This is a genomic window from Arthrobacter sp. 10L430 (genome assembly GCF_056395245.1).
Genome location: NZ_JBFTJD010000021.1, coordinates 1 through 19,533, shown reverse-complemented (window position 1 = coordinate 19,533; position 19,533 = coordinate 1). Strand labels below are relative to the sequence as shown.

17 protein-coding genes and 2 pseudogenes are annotated in these 19,533 nt (G+C 66.7%); 13 read left to right on the top strand and 6 right to left on the bottom strand.

Annotated elements, in window-relative coordinates; genetic code table 11:
• Nucleotides 1–78 precede the first annotated feature (78 nt).
• From AC1DDG_RS16435 to AC1DDG_RS16420, 4 genes are all read right to left on the bottom strand, one after another.
• Entirely contained in the window at nt 79–882 is an 804-nt protein-coding gene (locus tag AC1DDG_RS16435) for an amino acid ABC transporter ATP-binding protein (RefSeq protein ID WP_230121212.1), read from the bottom strand.
• 11 nt (nt 883–893) lie between these two features.
• The gene (locus tag AC1DDG_RS16430) at nt 894–1,685 is read right to left on the bottom strand and encodes an amino acid ABC transporter permease (protein ID WP_230121213.1); all 792 of its coding nucleotides are present in this window, start codon (nt 1,683–1,685) and stop codon (nt 894–896) included.
• Between the two features lie 102 nt (nt 1,686–1,787).
• Entirely contained in the window at nt 1,788–2,597 is an 810-nt protein-coding gene (locus AC1DDG_RS16425) for an ABC transporter substrate-binding protein (protein WP_476876861.1), read from the bottom strand.
• A 222-nt stretch (nt 2,598–2,819) separates the two neighbouring features.
• Nucleotides 2,820–4,220 (bottom strand): isochorismate synthase, encoded by a 1,401-nt coding sequence (locus AC1DDG_RS16420; protein ID WP_476876860.1) that lies wholly within the window; start codon nt 4,218–4,220, stop codon nt 2,820–2,822.
• A gap of 91 nt (nt 4,221–4,311) precedes the next feature.
• Here AC1DDG_RS16420 and AC1DDG_RS16415 point away from each other — a divergent pair, with 91 nt between their 5' ends.
• From AC1DDG_RS16415 to AC1DDG_RS16395, 5 genes and pseudogenes are all read left to right on the top strand, one after another.
• Nucleotides 4,312–5,088, top strand: coding sequence for a demethylmenaquinone methyltransferase (locus tag AC1DDG_RS16415; protein ID WP_476876859.1), 777 nt, complete (start codon nt 4,312–4,314; stop codon nt 5,086–5,088).
• A 4-nt stretch (nt 5,089–5,092) separates the two neighbouring features.
• Nucleotides 5,093–6,439 carry a geranylgeranyl reductase family protein gene (locus AC1DDG_RS16410; RefSeq protein WP_476876858.1) on the top strand — a complete coding sequence of 449 codons (1,347 nt, stop codon included), beginning with the start codon at nt 5,093–5,095 and terminating at the stop codon, nt 6,437–6,439.
• Nucleotides 6,440–6,448: 9 nt separating this feature from the next.
• On the top strand, nt 6,449–7,549 hold the full coding sequence (locus AC1DDG_RS16405; RefSeq protein WP_476876857.1) for a polyprenyl synthetase family protein: 1,101 nt from the start codon (nt 6,449–6,451) through the stop codon (nt 7,547–7,549).
• Between the two features lie 383 nt (nt 7,550–7,932).
• Nucleotides 7,933–8,016 (top strand): annotated as a pseudogene (locus tag AC1DDG_RS16400) (hypothetical protein); the annotation flags it as partial.
• Between the two features lie 410 nt (nt 8,017–8,426).
• Nucleotides 8,427–8,774: an endonuclease domain-containing protein gene (locus AC1DDG_RS16395; RefSeq protein WP_476876856.1), complete on the top strand. Its 348-nt coding sequence runs from the start codon at nt 8,427–8,429 to the stop codon at nt 8,772–8,774.
• 167 nt (nt 8,775–8,941) lie between these two features.
• Here AC1DDG_RS16395 and AC1DDG_RS16390 read toward each other — a convergent pair whose 3' ends face one another.
• Entirely contained in the window at nt 8,942–9,364 is a 423-nt protein-coding gene (locus tag AC1DDG_RS16390) for a hypothetical protein (RefSeq protein ID WP_230121220.1), read from the bottom strand.
• 14 nt (nt 9,365–9,378) lie between these two features.
• Nucleotides 9,379–10,050, bottom strand: coding sequence for a trimeric intracellular cation channel family protein (locus tag AC1DDG_RS16385; protein ID WP_230121221.1), 672 nt, complete (start codon nt 10,048–10,050; stop codon nt 9,379–9,381).
• Between the two features lie 60 nt (nt 10,051–10,110).
• On the opposite strand from AC1DDG_RS16385, the gene AC1DDG_RS16380 reads away from it, so the two are divergent.
• From AC1DDG_RS16380 to AC1DDG_RS16345, 8 genes and pseudogenes are all read left to right on the top strand, one after another.
• Complete coding sequence (locus AC1DDG_RS16380; RefSeq protein ID WP_476876855.1) at nt 10,111–10,875, top strand: sirohydrochlorin chelatase; 765 nt, start codon at nt 10,111–10,113, stop codon at nt 10,873–10,875.
• Nucleotides 10,876–11,067: 192 nt separating this feature from the next.
• On the top strand, nt 11,068–12,807 hold the full coding sequence (locus AC1DDG_RS16375; protein WP_476876854.1) for a nitrite/sulfite reductase: 1,740 nt from the start codon (nt 11,068–11,070) through the stop codon (nt 12,805–12,807).
• Complete coding sequence (locus AC1DDG_RS16370) at nt 12,804–13,514, top strand: phosphoadenylyl-sulfate reductase (RefSeq protein ID WP_476876853.1); 711 nt, start codon at nt 12,804–12,806, stop codon at nt 13,512–13,514. Before AC1DDG_RS16375 ends, AC1DDG_RS16370 begins: the two co-directional genes overlap by 4 nt.
• A complete protein-coding gene (gene cysD / locus AC1DDG_RS16365; RefSeq protein ID WP_476876852.1) occupies nt 13,511–14,458 on the top strand; it encodes a sulfate adenylyltransferase subunit CysD in 948 nt (315 codons plus the stop codon). The genes AC1DDG_RS16370 and cysD overlap by 4 nt, the downstream gene beginning before the upstream one ends.
• Complete coding sequence (locus tag AC1DDG_RS16360) at nt 14,458–15,879, top strand: sulfate adenylyltransferase subunit 1 (RefSeq protein WP_476876851.1); 1,422 nt, start codon at nt 14,458–14,460, stop codon at nt 15,877–15,879. Before cysD ends, AC1DDG_RS16360 begins: the two co-directional genes overlap by 1 nt.
• 221 nt (nt 15,880–16,100) lie before the next feature.
• Nucleotides 16,101–17,267 carry an RtcB family protein gene (locus AC1DDG_RS16355; RefSeq protein WP_476876850.1) on the top strand — a complete coding sequence of 389 codons (1,167 nt, stop codon included), beginning with the start codon at nt 16,101–16,103 and terminating at the stop codon, nt 17,265–17,267.
• 88 nt (nt 17,268–17,355) lie between these two features.
• Nucleotides 17,356–18,678: pseudogene (locus AC1DDG_RS16350) on the top strand (aminotransferase class III-fold pyridoxal phosphate-dependent enzyme); the annotation flags it as partial.
• A 166-nt stretch (nt 18,679–18,844) separates the two neighbouring features.
• A partial coding sequence (locus AC1DDG_RS16345) for an ABC transporter substrate-binding protein (protein ID WP_476876911.1) occupies nt 18,845–19,533 on the top strand: 689 nt, incomplete at its 3' end.

Genomic DNA, 19,533 nt, shown 5'->3' with positions numbered 1-19,533 from the left:
AAATGCCCCGGCGCTACCGGAATTCCAGTAGCGTCAGGGCATTTGCGCAGCGTCAAGCGAGAAGCGCAGCGGCGAAGCCTACTCTGCGATCTCGATGTGCGTCGGGTCCAGCACACGCTTGAGGAATTCCTTGGTGCGGCCCTGCGTGGGCGAGCTGATGACGTGCTCGGCCACGCCTTCCTCCACCACCACGCCGCCGTCCATGAAGACCACGCGGTCGGCGACTTCCCGGGCGAATCCCATCTCGTGCGTGACCACGAGCATCGTCATGCCTTCCTTGGCCAAATTCCGCATGACAGAGAGGACATCGCCCACGGTCTCGGGGTCCAGAGCGGAGGTGGGTTCATCGAAAAGCATCAGCTCGGGGTCCATGCTCAGCGCCCGGGCAATGGCCACGCGCTGCTGCTGGCCGCCGGACAGCTGGTCCGGGAAGCGGTCGGCGAGGTGCCCCAACCCCACGCGGTCAAGGTTGGCCTGGGCCACGTTGTCGGCCTCGGCCTGGGAGCGCTTGAGCACCTTGGTCTGCGCCACGGTGCAGTTGCGCAGCGCATTCAGGTGCGGGAACAGGTTGAACTGCTGGAACACCATGCCCACTTTGCGGCGCATCTTGTCGATGTCCACGTCCAGGTCGGTGGCCTCGAAGCCGCCCACGTGGATGGTGCCCTCGTTCGGCTGCTCCAGAAGGTTGACACAGCGCAGCAGCGTGGACTTGCCCGAGCCGGACGGGCCGATCAGGCAGACAACCTCGCCCGGGGCAACGTCCAGGCTGATGCCCTTGAGGACCTCGTTGGAGCCGTAGGACTTGCGCAGGTCCTTGATGGAGACCCCCGCGGCATGGACAGACCCGGTGTGGTTGCGGGAGGGAATTACGACGTCGTTCATGACTTCTCTGCCTATCGCTTAGTCCGCGCGGAGCGGCTTTCGAACTTTCGGGCCAGGAGGCTCAGCGGGATGGTGATCACCAGGTAGAACGCACCGGCCACCAGAAGTGGCGTGAGGCCCGCGCCGAGGCTGGAGATGCCGTCACGGCCGAACTTGGTGAGCTCGTACTGCGATGCGGTCAGGCCCAGCACGTAGATCAGCGAGGAGTCCTTGGTCAGCAGGATGACCTCGTTGGTCAGCGGCGGCAGCACAATCCGGAAGGCCTGCGGGATCACGATGGTGACCATGGCCCGCCACATCGGCATGCCGAGCGACCGTGCGGCTTCCATCTGTCCCTTCGGAACGGCCTGCAGGCCGGCGCGCAGGGTCTCGGCGATGTAGGCGGAGGCCACCATGCCGAGGGAAACCATCACCACGATGTTGACATCCCATGAAACGCCGAAGGCCAGTGGCACGCCGTAGCCGAACGCAATGAACACCAGCAGCGCCGGCACGCCGCGGAAGAATTCGATGTAGCCGGTGGCAATCCAGCGGTACAGCGGGAAGGTGGACAGCTTCATGAGTGCCAGCAGGAGGCCGCCGGACAGGCCGACGACAAACGCCAGCGCGGTGTAGATCAGGGTGTTCTTCAGGCCGACGAGGATGATTCCGGGGAACATCGGGCCGATCTTGCCGAAGTTGAAGACGCTGTTGCCGACGGTCTTCCAGTCCGTTGCCAGAATCAGTGCGGCCACAGCCACGACGAAGATTCCGGCTTGGATGTACAGACTGACTTTGGCTCGTTGACGTGCGGTCATTGCCATGGTGTGCTCACATTCGTTTTGCGCAGTTGAGGCCCCGCACGGACTGCTGAGCAGATCCTGAACGGGGCCCCGGCTGCGTAGGTCTCAGGCCGAAGCGCTGGCTTACTTGGCTGCTTCGCCGAACCAGGTGGTCTCGTACTTCTTCAAGGAGCCGCCGTCGGTCAGGCGCTTGAGGGTCGAGTTGACCTGATCAGCCATGGCGGTGTTGCCCTTCTTGATGGCGATGCCGAGCTTCTCACCGGTGGCGTAGTTTTCGACGCGCTTGATCTTGGCATCGTCCTTGATGGCATAGCCGAGAACCGACTGGTTGCCGAGCGCGGCGTCGATGGTGCCTGCCTTGAGGGCCTGGACCAGGAGTCCGGTGTCCTCGAACTGCTGCGCGTCGAGGCCCTTGTCCTTGGCGTACTGCGCACCGGTGGTGGCCTGCTGGACGCCCACCTTCTTGCCCTTGGCGCTGTCGATGTTGGTGATGCCGGAGGCCTCGGTGGCAACCAGGGTCAGGTCATCGTTCAGGTACGGGTTGGAGAAGTCCATGACGGACTTGCGGGTCTCCGTGATGGAGATGGAGGAGATCGAGACGTCGCACTGGGTCAGGGCCGTCCCGGTTTCGATAGCCTCGAAGGAGCTGTCCACCACGTTGAGCTCGGCCTTCATATCCGTGGCGAGCTCGGCCGCGATGTCCATGTCGAAGCCGACGTTCTTGCCGTCCTTCTGGAATTCGAACGGCTCGTAGGGAATGTCCGAGCAGACAGTGAGCTTGCCGGCGTTGATGAGCTGAACGCTGCCAGTGCTGCTGCTTGCCGCGGGAGTCGAGCCGCCCCCGCCGCATGCGGTGAGGCTCAGGGCCCCGACAGCGAGGATTGCGGCGGCCTTGGCGCTGAGCTTGGCCGTGGCAAGGGACTTGAGCTGCATGTTTCTTACCTTTTGTTGCAGGAGTATGCGGGTCTAAAGCGGTTCATAGTGTATCTCTGAATAAGAGATGTGCATCACAGAAAACTTAGTTTCACCATTGGACAACTAAACCACACCGGATTTCAAGACCCTCGCACGGTCATGTGTCTGGAATCCCGGACTCTGTCAATCTACGCCACCCCGCCCGTATAGCCCAGCCCCACCCTGGCGTTGCCGGTAGCCCTAGCTGCTGATGCCCAGCGATTCCAGCATCGGACGGAACTTCGCCCACGTCTCCGCCAGCTCGGCCTCGGGATGCGATCCCTCGACTATTCCGCAGCCGGCATATAACCGGACGGTGTTCGGCGATTCGATGACGGCTCCGCGCAGGGCGATGCCCCATTCGCCGTTCCCCGCGGCATCGAGCCACCCCACAGGCCCGGCGTAGGGCCCGCGGTCCAGGTGTTCGAGTTTGCGGATCAGGGCACCGGCCACCTGCGTTGGCGTGCCGCACACCGCCGCCGTGGGGTGAAGCGCGTTGATCAGGGCGAGGCACGTGGGGACGTGCCCCTCCACCTCGGTGAGCTCCGCCTTGACGTCCGACGCCAGATGCCAGACGTTCGGGAGCTCCAGGATGAACGGTTCGCTGTGCGCGTTCATCGCTTCCGAGAATGGCGCCAGCTGCGTGGTCAGTGACTGGATCGCGATCTCGTGCTCGTGCCGCTGCTTTTCGGAGCCAGCCAGCACGCGCTCGGCATAGTCCAGCGGGAGCCCGGCCTCGCCGACAGCGTCGCGGCGGTCCAAGGTTCCCGCCAGGACGCGGGCCTGCGCTGTGCGGCCTTCCACCTGGATCAGCATTTCGGGCGTGGCACCCACCAGTCCGTCCACACCGTAGGTCCAGCATTCGCGGTACCGCACGGCGAGCTGGCGGAGCACTTCCGCGGCGTTAACGCCGTCCGGGACTGTGGCGACGACGTCCCGGGCAAGGACCAGTTTCTCCAGCCGGCCGGTGCGGATTTCGGCCACCCCGGCGGCCACCGCGGTCATCCAGTCCGCTTCGCTCAGCGAACCGGTCTGCAGGGTGGCAGTCTCTGAAAGCCCGACGGCGGTCCCTGCCTCCGCGGGCACGTCGCCGCGGGAGGCGGCGGGGGTACCTCGGGAGGGAGTCTGAGCAGCCGAACCAGGAGCGGCGGAACCAGGGGCGGCGGGCTCGGACGCCTCCAGCCACCCGTTCAATGCGGCGAGGGCGCCCTCTTCGGTGAGTTCGCCGTCGTCGGCCCTTATCTGGGTGAGCCAGGTGCGGCCGTCACGGAGGCCCACCACGATCTCCGGCACGATCAGCCGCGACTCATGGGCAGAAACCTTGGAGAACGCGAACGAGCCGAAGGCCACCGGGCCGGTGCCCGGGCATTCGACGTGGTCGGTGATGTCCGCCTCGATGACGAGGTGCCGCCACCAGATGTCAGCCTCCAGGAAGCGCTCCGGGCCGGTGGCCGTGAACCGTGCCACCTCGCCGAAGCCCACGAGGCCGGCTTCGCGGCGGGTCCAGCAGAGGACATCGTCCCGCACCAGATACGACGGCAGCCCCCCGGGAGTCGATTCTCCATCCAAAGGGACTGTCAAGGTGCGGAGCGTTCTGGTCATGATGGATCAACAGTACTCTCCGGTACTTGAAGCTGCCTGTTCCTACCCGTGGCGGCAAATACAAAACGGTAGATTCAGGTAGATTGTCAGGGTGAACCGAGCATCCTTGGATAAGCGTCCGGACGAAGTAGCCACGATGTTTGACGACGTCGCACCTAAGTACGACGTCGTCAACGATGTCCTCTCGATGGGGCAGACCCGCCGCTGGCGCAAGGTCGTGGTGGAAGCCATGGATGTGAGGGCAGGCCAGCGCGTGCTGGACCTGGCCGCCGGAACAGGCACGTCCAGCGAGCCATATGCCGATGCAGGCATAGATGTGGTGGCCTGCGATTTCTCCCTCGGGATGCTCAAGGTGGGCAAGCGCCGCCGCCCGGACATCGATTTCATCGCCGGTGACGCTACCAACCTGCCGTTCGCGGACAACACCTTCGACGCCAGCACCATCTCCTTCGGCCTGCGCAACGTCAACGAGCCTAAGAAGGCCCTGGCCGAGATGCTCCGGGTGACCAAGCCCGGCGGCAAGGTGGTCATCGCCGAGTTCTCCCAGCCGGTGGTGCCGCTGTGGCGCACGATGTACACCGAATACCTCATGCGTGCGCTGCCTGCCATCGCTGTCAAGGTCTCCTCCAACCCGGATGCCTACGTGTACCTCGCTGAATCCATCCGCGCCTGGCCGGACCAGGACCACCTCGCCGCGTGGCTGCAGGAATCCGGTTGGGAAGACGTGACCTACCGCAACCTCAGCGGCGGAATCGTGGCCGTGCACCGCGCGCACAAGCCGCTGGCCGACGGCGGGGCTGCCGCAATCGCCGCCCACACCGGGCCGGTGGCCAAGCTGCGCCGCAACATCCCGCGCGGCGCCCGTTGACACCGTGAACGTACTGATTGTCGGCGCAGGCCCGGCCGGATCCACCGCTGCGTATTACCTCGCCAAGGCCGGCGTGGATGTCACGGTCCTCGAAAAAACCAGCTTCCCGCGGGAAAAGGTGTGTGGCGATGGCCTCACACCGCGGGCCGTCCGGGAGATCCAGAAGCTCGGCCTGCCGCACCCAGAAGAGGACGGCTGGCGCCGCAACAAGGGCCTGCGCCTCCTCGCCGGCGGCCGCTCCATCGAACTTCCCTGGCCCGAGGTGTCCGACTTTCCGCAGTATGGCCTGATCCGCACCCGCCTCGGTTTCGACGAGGAACTGGCCCGGCACGCGCAGGCCGCGGGCGCCGTCGTGCTCGAACGCCACAGCGTCACCGAAGCGCTCCGCAGCGAGGAAGGCCGCGTCAGCGGCGTCCGCGCAGCGCTCTTGGACGAGTCCGGGCGCAAGACGGGGGAGACGCGCGACTTTACCGCCGACGTCGTCCTCGCCGCGGACGGCAACTCCACCCGCACCGCCGTGTCGCTCGGCATCCAAAAGCGCGACGACCGCCCGCTCGGAGTCGCGGTGCGCACCTACTTCACTTCGCCGCGCCACGACGACGACTGGATGGAGGGCTGGCTGGAGCTTCCCAGCCGCGACGGCAAGCTCCTGCCCGGCTATGGCTGGGTGTTCGGCGTGGGGGACGGCACCTCCAACGTGGGCCTCGGCATCCTCAACTCGTCCAAGGAATTCGGCAAGCTCGATTACAAGCAGGTGCTCCGCGAGTGGACTGCCGGCATGCCCGCCGAGTGGGGCTTCACGCCTGAAAACCAGGTGGGCGAGATCCGCGGCGCCGCGCTGCCCATGGGCTTTAACCGCACGCCGCACTACTCGCCCGGCCTGCTGCTGCTCGGCGACGCCGGCGGCATGGTGTCCCCGTTCAACGGCGAGGGCATCTCCTACGCCATGGAGTCCGCCCGCTTCGCGGCCGAGTTCATCATCGACGCGTCTCGGTTGGCTTCCAGCCGGCCCGCTTCCGGCGGCTGGAACGCGTCCGACGCCGATGCCCGCCTCGCGGGGTATGCGGACTATGTGCGGGAAAAGTGGGGATCGCACTTCACGCTGGGGCGCGCATTTGCCGCGCTGATCGGCAAGCCCGCGGTGATGAAGCTCGCCCTGCGGACCGGGATGCCCTTGCCCGTGCTGATGCGCTTTGTGGTCCGGCTGCTGGCCAACCTGACCGACCCGTCCGCCAAGGGCTTCGAGGACCGGGTGATCCGGGTACTGGAGCTGCTGGTCCCGGCCACGTCCAATTCGTCTGTCCAGCCGCCGTCCGGCCTCAAATCAGCGGTTTCCGCAACAAAAAGTTAGGGTTAACCCGTGACCAACTCCGCGAACCACAGCTGGACGCACGCCGGGCATGGCCTGCCGACGTCCGAACCCAGCCTCAACACCACCGCCATCGCCACCGGACTGCAGCTGCCGGCAGGCTTCGCGGCCATTGCGGGGGACCCCGAACTCGGGCCTGCGATCACCAACAACCTGGCGCGCGTGGAGAAGAAACTCCGCGAGGCCATCGCCAACTCGGATCCGCTGGCTGACGCAACGTCGCGCCACCTCGTGGAAGCCGGCGGCAAGCGCATCCGCCCCCTGCTGACCCTGCTCTGCGCCCACCTTGGTGACGCCTCGCTGCCAGCCGTGGTGCAGGCCGCGGTGGTGGTGGAACTGACGCACCTGGCCACGCTGTACCACGACGACGTCATGGACTCGGCACCGTTCCGCCGCGGCGCCCCCACGGCACACGAGGTCTGGGGCAACTCGGTGGCTGTCCTGACCGGCGACCTCATCTTCGCTCGCGCCTCGATCCTGGTGTCCGAGCTGGGCTCGCGCGCACTGGGAATCCAGGCCCGCACCTTCGAACGGCTGTGCTTGGGCCAGCTGCACGAAACGGTGGGCCCCCGCCCGGACGAGGACCCGGTGGAGCACTACCTCTCGGTCATTGCGGACAAGACCGGCTCGCTCGTGGCTGCCTCCGGTCAGCTCGGCGCGATCTTCGCAGGTGCCGACGAAGCCTACGAGGACCTCCTGGTGGAGTATGGCGAAAAGGTGGGCGTGGCCTTCCAGCTGGCCGACGACGTCATCGACGTCACGGGCATCAAGGTGAAGTCCGGCAAGTCCCCGGGAACGGACCTGCGCGAAGGCGTTCCCACCCTCCCGGTGCTGCTGCTGCGCAGCGCGGCGACGAACGGCGACCAGTCCGCCGTCGAACTTCTCAACCTGATCGACGGCGACCTCACCTCGGACGAGGCACTCGCCGAAGCTGTTGCCGGCCTCCGCGAGCACCCCGTGACCGCCGAGTCGTGGGTTGTTGCCCGGGCTTGGGCGGACGAAGCGATTGCTGCCCTGACCCCTCTGCCTGAGGGCGTGGTGAAGGACTCGCTGACCAGCTTCGCCCGGGCCGTGGTGGACCGCGCGAGCTAGCTCAGTCCCGGCCACAGGCTTGGCTACAAGGGCTTGGCCACACAGGCTTAAACGGAACGGCCCCGGTTCCCTGCAGCGCCACACTGCCAGGAACCGGGACCGTTTCTCCGTTCGCATCAGATCCACCGGAGGCATTTAGTGGATCCGTGAACGAGTCTATGACAGCTTTGTCACAAACTTCAAATCCGCTGTTAACCCGCCTGTCACGGTCTTGCTGCTCCCGTCGTGACCCTGTTCGGACGGTGGGGGCCCGGGACACGCCGGCGAGGTGGCGCGCCTTGGTCGATCGGGCGTGAAAGCAGGTCGGGAGCGGCGGCCACGGATTGTCCACATAGGGCCGCCGGTCGGTAGCCGGCGCCGCGGACCTCGTCCACGATGGCTCCATGGAGCTTCTCGGATTTGTCCGGCACCGGGGCGGGGCGGTCAAGCGCAGTGATCTCCTGCAGGCCGGCTTCCGGCGTCTCCAGCTCGACAGTGCGGTCCGCGCCGGCCAGCTGTACCGTCCATTTCGCGGCGTTTACGCGACGAGCAACGCGGACGACGGCGTCCTGGCCGCCTTTCGCGCCAACGCCCGGCTGACGTGCATCTCGGCAGCGCGCTTCTACAACCTGTGGACGTTGCGTCCGGCGGCAGCATTCCACCTGAGCTGCGGGAACGGGGTTCCCAAGGCGGGCGTCGTTGACCACGCGCCCTGCGCTCATGCCCCGCATCCGGCCTATCCTGTGGCCGGCCTGGCCGACGTGCTTCTCCACGCGCTGAGATGCCTGCCGGAGCTGGATGCACTGGTGCTGGTGCAGTCCGCCACTGGCAGCGGCCAGATCTCGGCAGCCTTCCTCAGGAAAAAGCTTGCCGGAAACAGAACGGGCGGGCCCGCGCCGTGTTGGACCTGCTCATTTCGAGGGCAGATTCGGTGCTGGAAATCCTGGCCCACACCCATTTCGTCCGGGCGGGCCTCAACGTCCGGATGCATGTCAGCCTGCCAGGCGTGGGCGAGGTGGACTGCCTGGTGGAGGAATGTGTCGTGGTGGAGCTGGACGGCTCCTCGCATTTTGAGCCGCGGCAGGTCAAGAAGGACCATCGCAGGAACAATGTGGGAATGCTTGGCGGCCACCTCACCCTGCGCTACTACTACGACGATGTGGTGCACCACCCCGCGGCCATGGTGGAGCAGGTCCAGGCGGTGCTCCGGCTCCGAGCCCTGGGCCGGTTCGCCCCTGGCTGGTGACCCGCCCGGCTGGTGACCAGCCGCGCCCTAGTGGGTGCCGCCGTCGTGACCTTCTTTGCCGGTCTGTCCTTGGAGACACGCAGGTACCACGGCATGTTGTTGCCACCAGACCGTCATTCGAGGTCAGGAGGGCGGCGGTTCAGGAAGGAAGCGCGGGAGGCGGAGGCTCAGTCCTCGTCGTTGAACGCCCAGTCGAACATGTCGAAGACGAACTCCGAGAAGGTGCCTTCCTCGCTCTTCCACTGGCCGCGGGCGTTGTTGCGGCGGTACACGATGGGATCCGGGACACTGAGGTCGCCGATGCGGAAGCCCCAGGTGAAGTTTTCCTCCTCGTCCTCGAGGAACATGAGGAAGCCTTCGTCGTCAACCTCGAGTTCCTCGGGGTCCCAGAAGTAGTGGTAGGCCTCCATGAGGTCCTCGCACCCGCCGAGGGCCAGGTAAAACTCGCGCAGCACCAGCGGGATGGTGAACTGATGTTCGGCGAGCTCCGCGTCGAGCTCCGCGTCGGGAAGCCCGTCCTCTTCCTGCCATTCGTCTTCGAGATACTTCGGAACAAGCGCGCGGAACTTCTCGAGGAACATGTCAGTCATGGCTCTTATCCTAGCTAATCCCGGCCCCTAGAATTTCCCGAGTCCAGCCCCAGCCGGTGCCATCCCCGGACGGCTAGCGGAGCGTGCCACGAACGGCGCCAGGCAGCCACGCGGAAGGCAAACACCACGGCCGCCACGGCACACGCGGTCACTGCATTGAAGGCCCCCGAAACCCAGAGCACGGTGGTCAGAGCGGCGCCGGTGAAGGCCGGGAGGGCATAGATGTCCTTGGGGTCGAACAACTGGGGCACCTCATTGGCGGTGATGTCGCGCAGCAGGCCCCCGCCCACCGCCGTCGTAACGCCGAGGAGGACGGCCGCAACCGGATTCATCCCGGAGGACAGTGCCTTGAGCGTGCCGGTGATGCAGAACAGGGCCAGGCCGCCGGCGTCGAACAGGATCAGGAGGGAGGTGAAGCGCTGGACGCTGGAGAACAGGAAATACACCAGCACCGTGGCCAGCACAGGAGGCGCCAGGTAGGCCGGGTTGGTGAAGGCAGCCGGCGGCCCGGTGTTGAGGATGATGTCGCGGATCACGCCGCCACCGAGCGAAACAATGGACGCGAGGAGGAGGGAACCGATGATGTCGAACTGTTTCCGCGCCGCAAGCAGCGATCCGGAGACGGCGAAGAAGAAGATGCCGGCCAGGTCCAGCCATACCAGGGCGATGTCAAAAGGGAATGTCATGGAGCGTCCCGGCTTATTTCAAGGGGCGGACAGTGCGGCTCCAACGTTACGCTAGCCCCTATGAATAGCCCGATCATGATCGCCTGTGCCCACGGGACGTCCAACGCGCAGGGAGCCGCCGAGGTCGACGCCCTCCGCGGCGGCATCGCGGCGCTCCGCCCGGGACTCGACGTCCGTGAGGCCTATGTAGACGTCCAGCAGCCCGATCTTGTGGACGTGGTGGCCGGACTTCCTGAGGACCCCGACGGCGGATCGGCCGGCCCCTCCGCTGTGGTGGTCCCGCTCCTGCTCAGCGTGGGCTATCACGTGAAGGTGGACATCGCGCGGGCCGTCAAGAGCCGGCCCGGCAGCATCGCGGCAGCGCCCCTGGGCCCGGACCCGCGACTGGCAGCGCTGCTGGACCAGCGCCTCCGCGAGGCCGGCGTCACCGAGAACGACGCGATCGTCCTCGCCGCCGCAGGCTCCTCGAACCCCAACGCCGCGCTCAGCGTTGAGGAGCTCGCAGCCCAGCTCCGCGCGCTACGCTCCAACCGGATCCTGCCCGCGTACGGCGCCTCCGCCAAGCCGTCAGTCCCCGACGCCGTCGCCATGCTCCGCGAGGAGGCCTCGGGCGGTGCCGGGGCGGGGGAGTCCGCCGGGGCAGTGGATCTGGGTGGCCGCGTGGTCATTGCGTCGTACCTCCTGGCGCCGGGCTTCTTCCATGACCAGCTCGCCAAGGCCGGGGCGGACCTGGTGACGGAGCCGCTGCTGCCGTCGCCTGTGCTCGCCGAGATCGCGCTGGAGCGTTACGACGCGGCGCTTGCGGCGCAGCACGCCCCGGCCTGACGCCCCGGCACTGACGTTCCGGCCTGAGGACCGCAGGGCTGGTTTCGCAGGGCTGGTTCCGGCGCGAGCCCGAAGCACAGGCGGGAGGGCTGTTCAAGGCCCTTCGGCGATTCATGACGAAATATTTCCCTAGGTGACTTAGCGTTTCCGGGGCCTTTGTGACGGGTTTCCGGGCGGCCCTACAGTCGATGCATGACTGATACAGCTCTAGCCGGAGCGGCCACGGACAAGCCCGCGCGCCCAGCCCGTGCCTCCCGCCCCGCCGCAAAGCCTCACGGCCAGTGGAAGGTTGACGGAACCACGCCGCTGAACGCCAACGAAACCTGGAAGCAGGAAGACGACGGCCTCAACGTCCGCGAGCGTATCGAGTCCATCTATTCCAAGGACGGCTTCGACTCCATCCCGGGCCAGGACCTGCACGGCCGCTTCCGCTGGTGGGGCCTGTACACCCAGCGCAAGCCCGGGATCGACGGCGGCAAGACCGCCACGCTTGAGCCGCACGAGCTCGAAGACAAGTACTTCATGCTCCGCGTAAGGATCGACGGCGGCGCGCTCACCACCGAGCAGCTGCGCGTGATCGGCAACATCTCGGTCGAGTTCGCCCGCGATTCCGCGGACCTCACCGACCGCCAGAACATCCAGCTGCACTGGATCCGGGTCGAGGACATCCCTGAGATCTGGAACCGGCTCGAAGGCGTCGGCCTGTCCACTACGGAAGCCTGCGGCGACGTCCCCCGCGTCATTCTGGGTTCGCCGGTGGCCGGCATCGCCAAGGACGAGATCATCGACCCCACCCCGCTTATCGCCGAGCTGAGCGAGCGGTTCATCGGCAACCCGATCCTGTCCAACCTGCCGCGCAAGTACAAGACCGCCATCACGGGCCACCCCAGCCAGGACGTGGTGCACGAGATCAATGACTTCGCCCTGGTGGGCGTCAAGCACCCCGAACTCGGCATCGGCTACGACCTCTGGGCCGGCGGCGCACTGTCCACCAACCCCATGCTCGGCAAGCGTCTCGGCGCGTTCGTCACTCCCGAGCAGGCTGCCGACGTATGGCTCGGCGTCACCAGCATCTTCCGCGACTACGGCTACCGCCGCATGCGCACCAAGGCCCGCCTGAAGTTCCTCATGGCCGACTGGGGACCCGAGAAGTTCCGCCAGATCCTTGAGGATGAATACCTCGGCTATAAGCTCGCCGACGGCCCCGCCGCGCCCAAGCCGGCCACACCGGGCGACCACGTGGGCGTGCACGAGCAGAAGGACGGCAAGTTCTTCATCGGCGCCACCCCTATTGCAGGCCGCCTCTCCGGCGCGCAGCTGGTGAAGCTCGCGGACACCCTCGAGGCCCGCGGCTCCTACCGCCTGCGCACCACGCCGCACCAGAAGCTGGTTGTGCTGGACGTGCCCAAGGACGAGGTGGAACCGCTGGTCGCCGAGCTCGACGCCCTGGGCCTCTCCGCCCGGCCGTCCGTTTTCCGCCGCGGCACCATTGCCTGCACCGGCATCGAGTACTGCAAGCTGGCCATCGTGGAAACGAAGATCACCGCAGCCACTGCGATCGCCGAGCTGGAACGCCGCCTCGCGGACCTTGCAGACAGCGGACAGCTGCCGAATGCCTTGTCCCTGCACATCAACGGCTGCCCCAACTCCTGCGCCCGCATCCAGACCGCGGACATCGGGCTCAAGGGCATGATGCTCCCCACGCCCGACGGCGACCCCTCCCCGGGTTTCCAGGTCCACCTGGGCGGCGGGCTGGCTTCGTCGGACCGCGAAGAGGCCGGCCTCGGACGTACCGTCCGCGGCCTGAAGGTCTACGTCGCGGACCTGCCGGACTACGTGGAGCGGGTTGTCCGTAAGTTCGTGGCCGAGCGCGCCGAAGGCCAGACCTTCGCCGAGTGGGCCCACGCAGCAGACGAGGAGGACCTGCAATGACAACCGCACTCCGCACCCACGAGGAGCTCAAGGCTCTGGCCGAGGCCGGCGCCGCCGAGCTCGGCTGGGACGCCCCGGCCCGCGACGTGATCGCCTGGGTTGAGCGCAACTTCGACTTGCCCGCCGTGGCCGTGGCCTGCTCCATGGCCGACGCCGTTCTGCCGGCGCTTGTCGCGGACCAGCTTCCCGGCGTCGACGTTCTTTTCCTCGAGACCGGCTACCACTTCCCGGAAACCTATGCCACGCGTGACGAGGTGGCCGCCAACCTCCGCGTCAACGTGGTGGACGTGCTCCCGGAGAACACCGTGGAGCAGCAGGACCGGCTCCTGGGCAAGGACCTCTTCGCCCGCGACGCCGCCCAGTGCTGCGCACTGCGCAAGGTCGCACCGCTGCGCCGCACCCTCGCCGGCTACGAACTCTGGTTCACCGGCGTCCGCCGCGACGAAGCCCCCACCCGCACCAACACCCCGCTGGTGACGTGGGACGAAGCCAATGGCCTGGTCAAGGTCAACCCGGTTGCGGCCTGGACGTTCGACCAGCTGGTCCAGTACTCCGATGACAACCTCCTTCCCGTCAACCCGCTCCTCTCCCAGGGCTACCCGTCGATTGGCTGCCAGCCCTGCACCCGCAAGGTGGCACCCGGCGATGACCCCCGCGCCGGCCGCTGGGCAGGAACCAACAAGACAGAATGCGGACTACACGTATGAGCACTTTCCTAACTGAGGAGCCCACCCAGGTGACTGACGTCGCAGCCTCCACGCGCCTCTCCAGCCTGGACACCCTCGAGTCCGAGGCAATCCATATCATCCGCGAAGTCGTCGCCGAGTTCGAGAAGCCTGCGCTCCTGTTCTCCGGCGGCAAGGACTCCGTGGTGATGCTGCACCTCGCCACCAAGGCCTTCTGGCCCGGCAAAGTTCCCTTCCCGGTCCTGCACGTCGACACCGGCCACAACTTCCCCGAGGTCATCGACTTCCGCGACCGCACCGTTGAGCGGCTGGGCCTGAAGCTGGTTGTCGGCTCCGTCCAGGAGTTCATCGACCGCGGCGAACTGGCCGAGCGTGCCGACGGCACCCGCAACCCGCTGCAGACCGTCCCGCTGCTGGACGCCATCCAGTCCAACAAGTTCGACGCCGTCTTCGGTGGCGGCCGCCGCGACGAGGACAAGGCCCGCGCCAAGGAGCGCATCCTGAGCCTCCGCGACGAATTCGGCCAGTGGGACCCCCGCAACCAGCGCCCCGAGCTGTGGAACCTCTACAACGGCCGGCACACCGTGGGCCAGCACGTCCGCGCGTTCCCCATCAGCAACTGGACCGAGCTGGACGTGTGGCGCTACATCGAGCGCGAAAACATCGAGCTGCCCGGCCTGTACTACGCCCACGACCGCGAGGTCTTTGCCCGCGACGGCATGTGGCGCGCAGTGGGCGAAGTGTCCCAGCCCCGCCCCGATGAGGATGTCATCACCAAGACCGTCCGCTACCGGACCGTGGGCGACATGTCCTGCACCGGCGCCGTTGAGTCGGCTGCCGCCACGGTGCGCGACGTCGTCATCGAAGTTGCCGCCTCCACCATCACCGAACGTGGCGCCACCCGTGCAGATGACCGCATCTCCGAGGCCGCCATGGAAGACCGCAAGAAGGATGGCTATTTCTAATGAGCACCGAAATCGATACAGCCCGCGCGGCTGCCCTTCTTGACGAGGCACCCCTCGCCCACGCCTCGCTGTTCCGCTTCGCCACCGCTGGATCGGTCGACGACGGCAAGTCCACCCTGGTGGGCCGCCTCCTCCACGACTCCAAGGCGATCCTCGCCGACCAGCTCGACGCCGTTGCCCGCACCTCCGCGGACCGTGGCTTTGGCGGCTCGGCCGGCGGCATTGACCTGGCACTCCTGACCGACGGCCTGCGTGCCGAGCGCGAGCAGGGCATCACCATCGACGTCGCCTACCGCTACTTCGCCACGGACCGCCGCAGCTTCATCCTCGCGGACTGCCCCGGGCACGTGCAGTACACCAAGAACACGGTGACCGGCGCGTCCACCGCCGACGCCGTCGTCGTACTTATTGACGCCCGCAAGGGTGTCCTGGAGCAGACCCGCCGCCACCTGTCCGTGCTGCAGCTGCTGCGTGTTGCCCACGTGATCGTGGCCGTGAACAAGATCGACCTGGTGGACTTCAGCGAAAGCGTGTTCCGCGAGATCGAAGCCGACGTGCAGAAGGTGGGCCGCGAGCTCGGCCTCGGCGCTGACGGCATCACCGACCTGCTGGTGGTTCCGGTTTCCGCGCTCGACGGCGACAACGTGGTGGAGCGCTCGGAGCGCACCCCCTGGTACACCGGCCCGGCACTGCTCGAGGTGCTCGAAACCCTGCCCGCCGCCGACGAGCTGGAAAGCCACCTGGAAAGTTTCCGCTTCCCGGTGCAGCTGGTGGTCCGGCCGCAGGGTGCGCTGGCACCCGACGCGGTTGCCGGCGGACTCGACGTGGAGAAGTACCGCGACTACCGCGCGTACGCCGGGCAGATCACCGAGGGCTCGGTCAGGGTGGGGGACAAGGTCAGCGTGCTGACCCCCGGCCAGGACCCCCGCACCACCACGGTGACGGGCATCGACTTCGCCGGTGCCGAACTGGACGAAGCCGTCGCGCCGCAGTCCGTGGCGATCCGCCTGGCCGACGAGTTCGACGTCGCCCGCGGTGACACGATCGCCGCCGCAGGCACCGTCCGCGTAAGCTCGGCTGACCTGTACGCCGCGCTCTGCTGGCTGTCCCCGAAGCCGCTCCGCGAGGGTGCCAAGGTGCTGGTCAAGCACGGCACGCGAACCGTGCAGGCCCTGGTCCGCAGCGTCAGCGGCAAGCTGGACCTCGCCACCTTCAAGCTTGAGGGCGCGTCCAGCCTGGAGCTCAACGACATCGGCCACGCGCAGCTCCGGCTCGCCGCCCCGCTGCCGCTGGAGAACTACCTGCACCACCGCCGCACCGGTGCGTTCCTGGTGATCGACCCGCTGGACGGCAACACATTGGCTGCCGGACTGGTCAACGACCACCCGGGAGACCACGAGGACGAGCGCTACAGCATCTGATTCGCGTTGGCTGAGGCCCCGGCCCGGAATTATCCGGACCGGGGCTTCTCTGTGCCCGCCCCGCGTGCCCGCCCCCAGGACCGCTCATGCGGGCGAGGGCCGGTCAACGTGGGCCGCGCGCAGGAATCCCTTGACTCAGCCTCGTCCGTCGGCGATAGTTTCTCCGAATCCTGCCGGATCCTGGCCGCAGCCGGCCTGTTTCATCCAGCGGAGGGGAAGCCGTGGAAACTATCAATAGCAGGCTCATCAACTGGGCCTCGATCCTGGATGACAAGACGCGTGAGCAGGCCCTCGCCACGTCCCGGCTGCCGTTCATCTACCCGCACTTGGCTCTGATGCCGGACGCGCACCTCGGCAAGGGCGCCACGGTGGGGTCCGTCATTCCTACACTGGGCGCGATCATGCCGGCTGCCGTGGGAGTGGACATCGGCTGCGGCATGATCGCGGTCAGGACGCAGTACTCGCTGAAGGAACTGCCCCGGGACCGGAGGCGGCTGCGCGAGGACATTGAGCGTGTCATTCCACTGTCCGCAGGCCACAACAACCGGAAAGTCCTGGCCACTGCCGAACCCCGTGTCGCTGAGCTGGGGAGTCTGGCGGCCAAGGCGGGTTTTGATCCCGGCCAGTATGTGGCCAAGTGGGAGTTGCAGCTCGGCTCGCTGGGTTCGGGCAACCACTTCATCGAGGTGTGCGTGGATGAGGCAGACGCCGTCTGGCTGTTCCTGCATTCGGGCTCGCGCGGCGTTGGCAACAAGATCGCGCAGCATCATATTGGGGTGGCGCAGCGGTTCAGCAGAGAGAAGCGGATCACGCTGCCGGACCCGGACCTGGCTTCCCTGGAGGAGGGCACCCCCGAGTTCACCCGGTACATCAAGGAACTGCGGTGGGCCCAGCACTTCGCCCTGCTGAACCGTGAGGAAATGATGGACCGGGTGATCACGCAGTTCGGCACCTGGGTGGGCGGCAGGGTGCATGAAAGCGAACGGATCAACTGCCACCACAACTTCACGGCGCAGGAAACCCATTACGGCAAGTCCGTCTGGGTGTCGCGCAAAGGGGCCATCAAGGCGGAGGCGGGGGACCCGGGCCTGATCCCGGGCTCCATGGGTACTGCCTCCTATGTCGTGGAAGGCCTGGGCAACCCCGTGTCGCTGAATTCCTCGCCGCACGGCGCCGGCCGCGAATACTCCCGGAATGCGGCGCGCAAGACCTTCACCCTGGCGGAACTGAAGGAGGCCATGCACGGGATTGAATTCCGCGCCACCGAGGCATTTATCGACGAGATCCCGGCGGCCTACAAGCCGATAGACCAGGTCATGCGCGACTCCGCGGATCTCGTCAAGGTAAGGCACAAGCTGCGGCAGTTGGTCAACGTCAAGGGGGACTGAACCTGCACCGTCGGGGTGCTCTGGACGCTGCTTCAAGGCGGTGCCAAGGTGAAGCAGTAGGGGTGAACATTCCGGCACTGAAGCAACGGAGGATGTCATGAATCTCGACGAACTGGTCTTCCACCCCTGGGCGGTGCAGGGGCCGCGCGCCGTGCCTACGTTTGTCGGTGGCTCCGGGAGCTACGTCGTCGACGCCAATGGACGGCGCTACCTGGATTTCAGCTCGCAACTGGTGTTCACCAACCTCGGTCACCAACATCCGCGAATCGTCGCTGCGATCAAGGAGCAAGCCGACCGTCTGTGCACGCTTGCACCCAGCCACGCGTCCGACGTCCGGAGCGAAGCGGCGCGGCTGATTGTGGAGGTCGCGCCGGAGGGCCTCGGGCACGTGCTGTTCACCACCGGCGGAACAGAGGCCATCGAGCATGCGGTTCGAATGGCGCGCCTTTACACGGGACGACCGAAGGTGCTCGCCGCCTACCGCTCCTACCATGGCTCAACGGCTGCATCGATCCACCTCACCGGCGACCCGCGCCGCTGGGCCTCGGACACCGGGGCGGCGGGTGCCGTCCACTTCTTCGGTCCTTTCCTGTACCGGTCGGCGTTCGGGTCGAGGACCCCGGAGGAAGAGTCCGAGCGGGCGCTCGCCCATCTCGAGCAGCTGATCCTCCTGGAGGGCCCCTCGACGATCGCCGGGCTGGTCCTGGAATCTGTGATCGGCAGCTCGGGCGTCATCGTGCCGCCAACCGGTTACCTGCGTGGGGTCCGCAACCTGTGCGACCGCCACGGCATCGTCTACATCGCGGACGAGGTGATGGTCGGCTTCGGCCGCACGGGAGCCTGGTTCGGCGTCGACCACGATGGCGTGGCACCCGACCTGATGGCGTTCGCGAAGGGAGTGAACTCCGGGTACGTGCCGCTGGGCGGCGTGCTGGTCGGCGACGCGATCTACGAGATGTTCACCAAACGCCCCTACCCCGCGGGCATGACGTACAGCGGCCACCTACTCGCCTGCGCAGCAGCCGTCGGCGCCATCAACGCGATGCACGAGGAGGGCACCATCGCTGCAGCAGCACGCCTCGGCGCGGACGTCCTTGGGCCAGGACTCCGTGAGCTTGCGGCGAAGCATGAGTCTGTCGGGGATGTTCGCGGCATCGGCGGCCTCTGGACCGTCGAACTCGTCCGCGACCGGCTGACCAAAGAGCCGCTCGTGCCGACAGGAGCCACTGGCGCGGCGAACGCGCCGATGGTCTCCTTCGTCAAGGCGTGCCTGGATCGGGGTCTGTTGCCGCTGACTATGGGCAGCCGCGTCAATGTCGCTCCTCCCCTTAACGTGAACGACTCCGACGCCGCCGCGGGCCTCGCCATCCTGGACGACGCTCTGGCTGCGGCCGACAGCTATCTGTCTTAAGCCTGGGTCCACCGAAAGGACGGGCACCGGAGGGTGGTCAGGTGCGAAGGCTGGCCCCCGTCCGAATGTGACGCTAGATGAACGCGCGTGACCCCCCGTTTCCGGCCCATTGAACCCTGTTTATGACACTCCCTATGGTGAATTCATGACTAGTTCCAGGCCGGGCATGACCCGCATTGAGGCCGGCGAGAGCCAGGGGCCCCAGCGCAGGCGTGCCCTGGAGATTGCCCTGGCCCTTGGTTTGGTCCTGCTGATCAGTGTGGGCGCCATTGTTGCCTCTGCCGTATCGCGGGATTCCAACGCGTCGGCTGCGTCAGCGGCCCCCAGTGGGCCCGCCCGTGAGCTCAAGCTCGGTTACTTCGGCAACATCACGCACGCCGCGGCCCTGGTGGGCGTCAATGAGGGCTTTATCAAGGACAACCTGGGCAGCACCAAGCTGTCCACGCAGGTGTTCAACGCCGGCCCCGCGGCCATCGAGGCGCTCAACGCCGGTGCCATCGACGCGACCTACATCGGCCCGAACCCGGCCATCAACTCGTTCGTCAAGAGCAAGGGCGAATCCATCAGCATCATCGCCGGGGCAGCCTCCGGCGGCGCGCAGCTGGTGGTCAAGCCCGGGATCAAGACGCCCGCTGACCTGAAGGGAAAGACGCTGGCATCGCCGCAGCTGGGCGGCACCCAGGACGTGGCGCTGCGCGCCTGGCTCGGCAAGCAGGGTTTCAAGACCAACACCGACGGCGGCGGGGACGTCAAAATCAATCCCACCGAGAACGCCCAGACGCTGAAGCTGTTCCAGGACGGAAAGCTCGACGGCGCGTGGCTGCCGGAGCCGTGGGCCTCCCGCCTGGTGCTCCA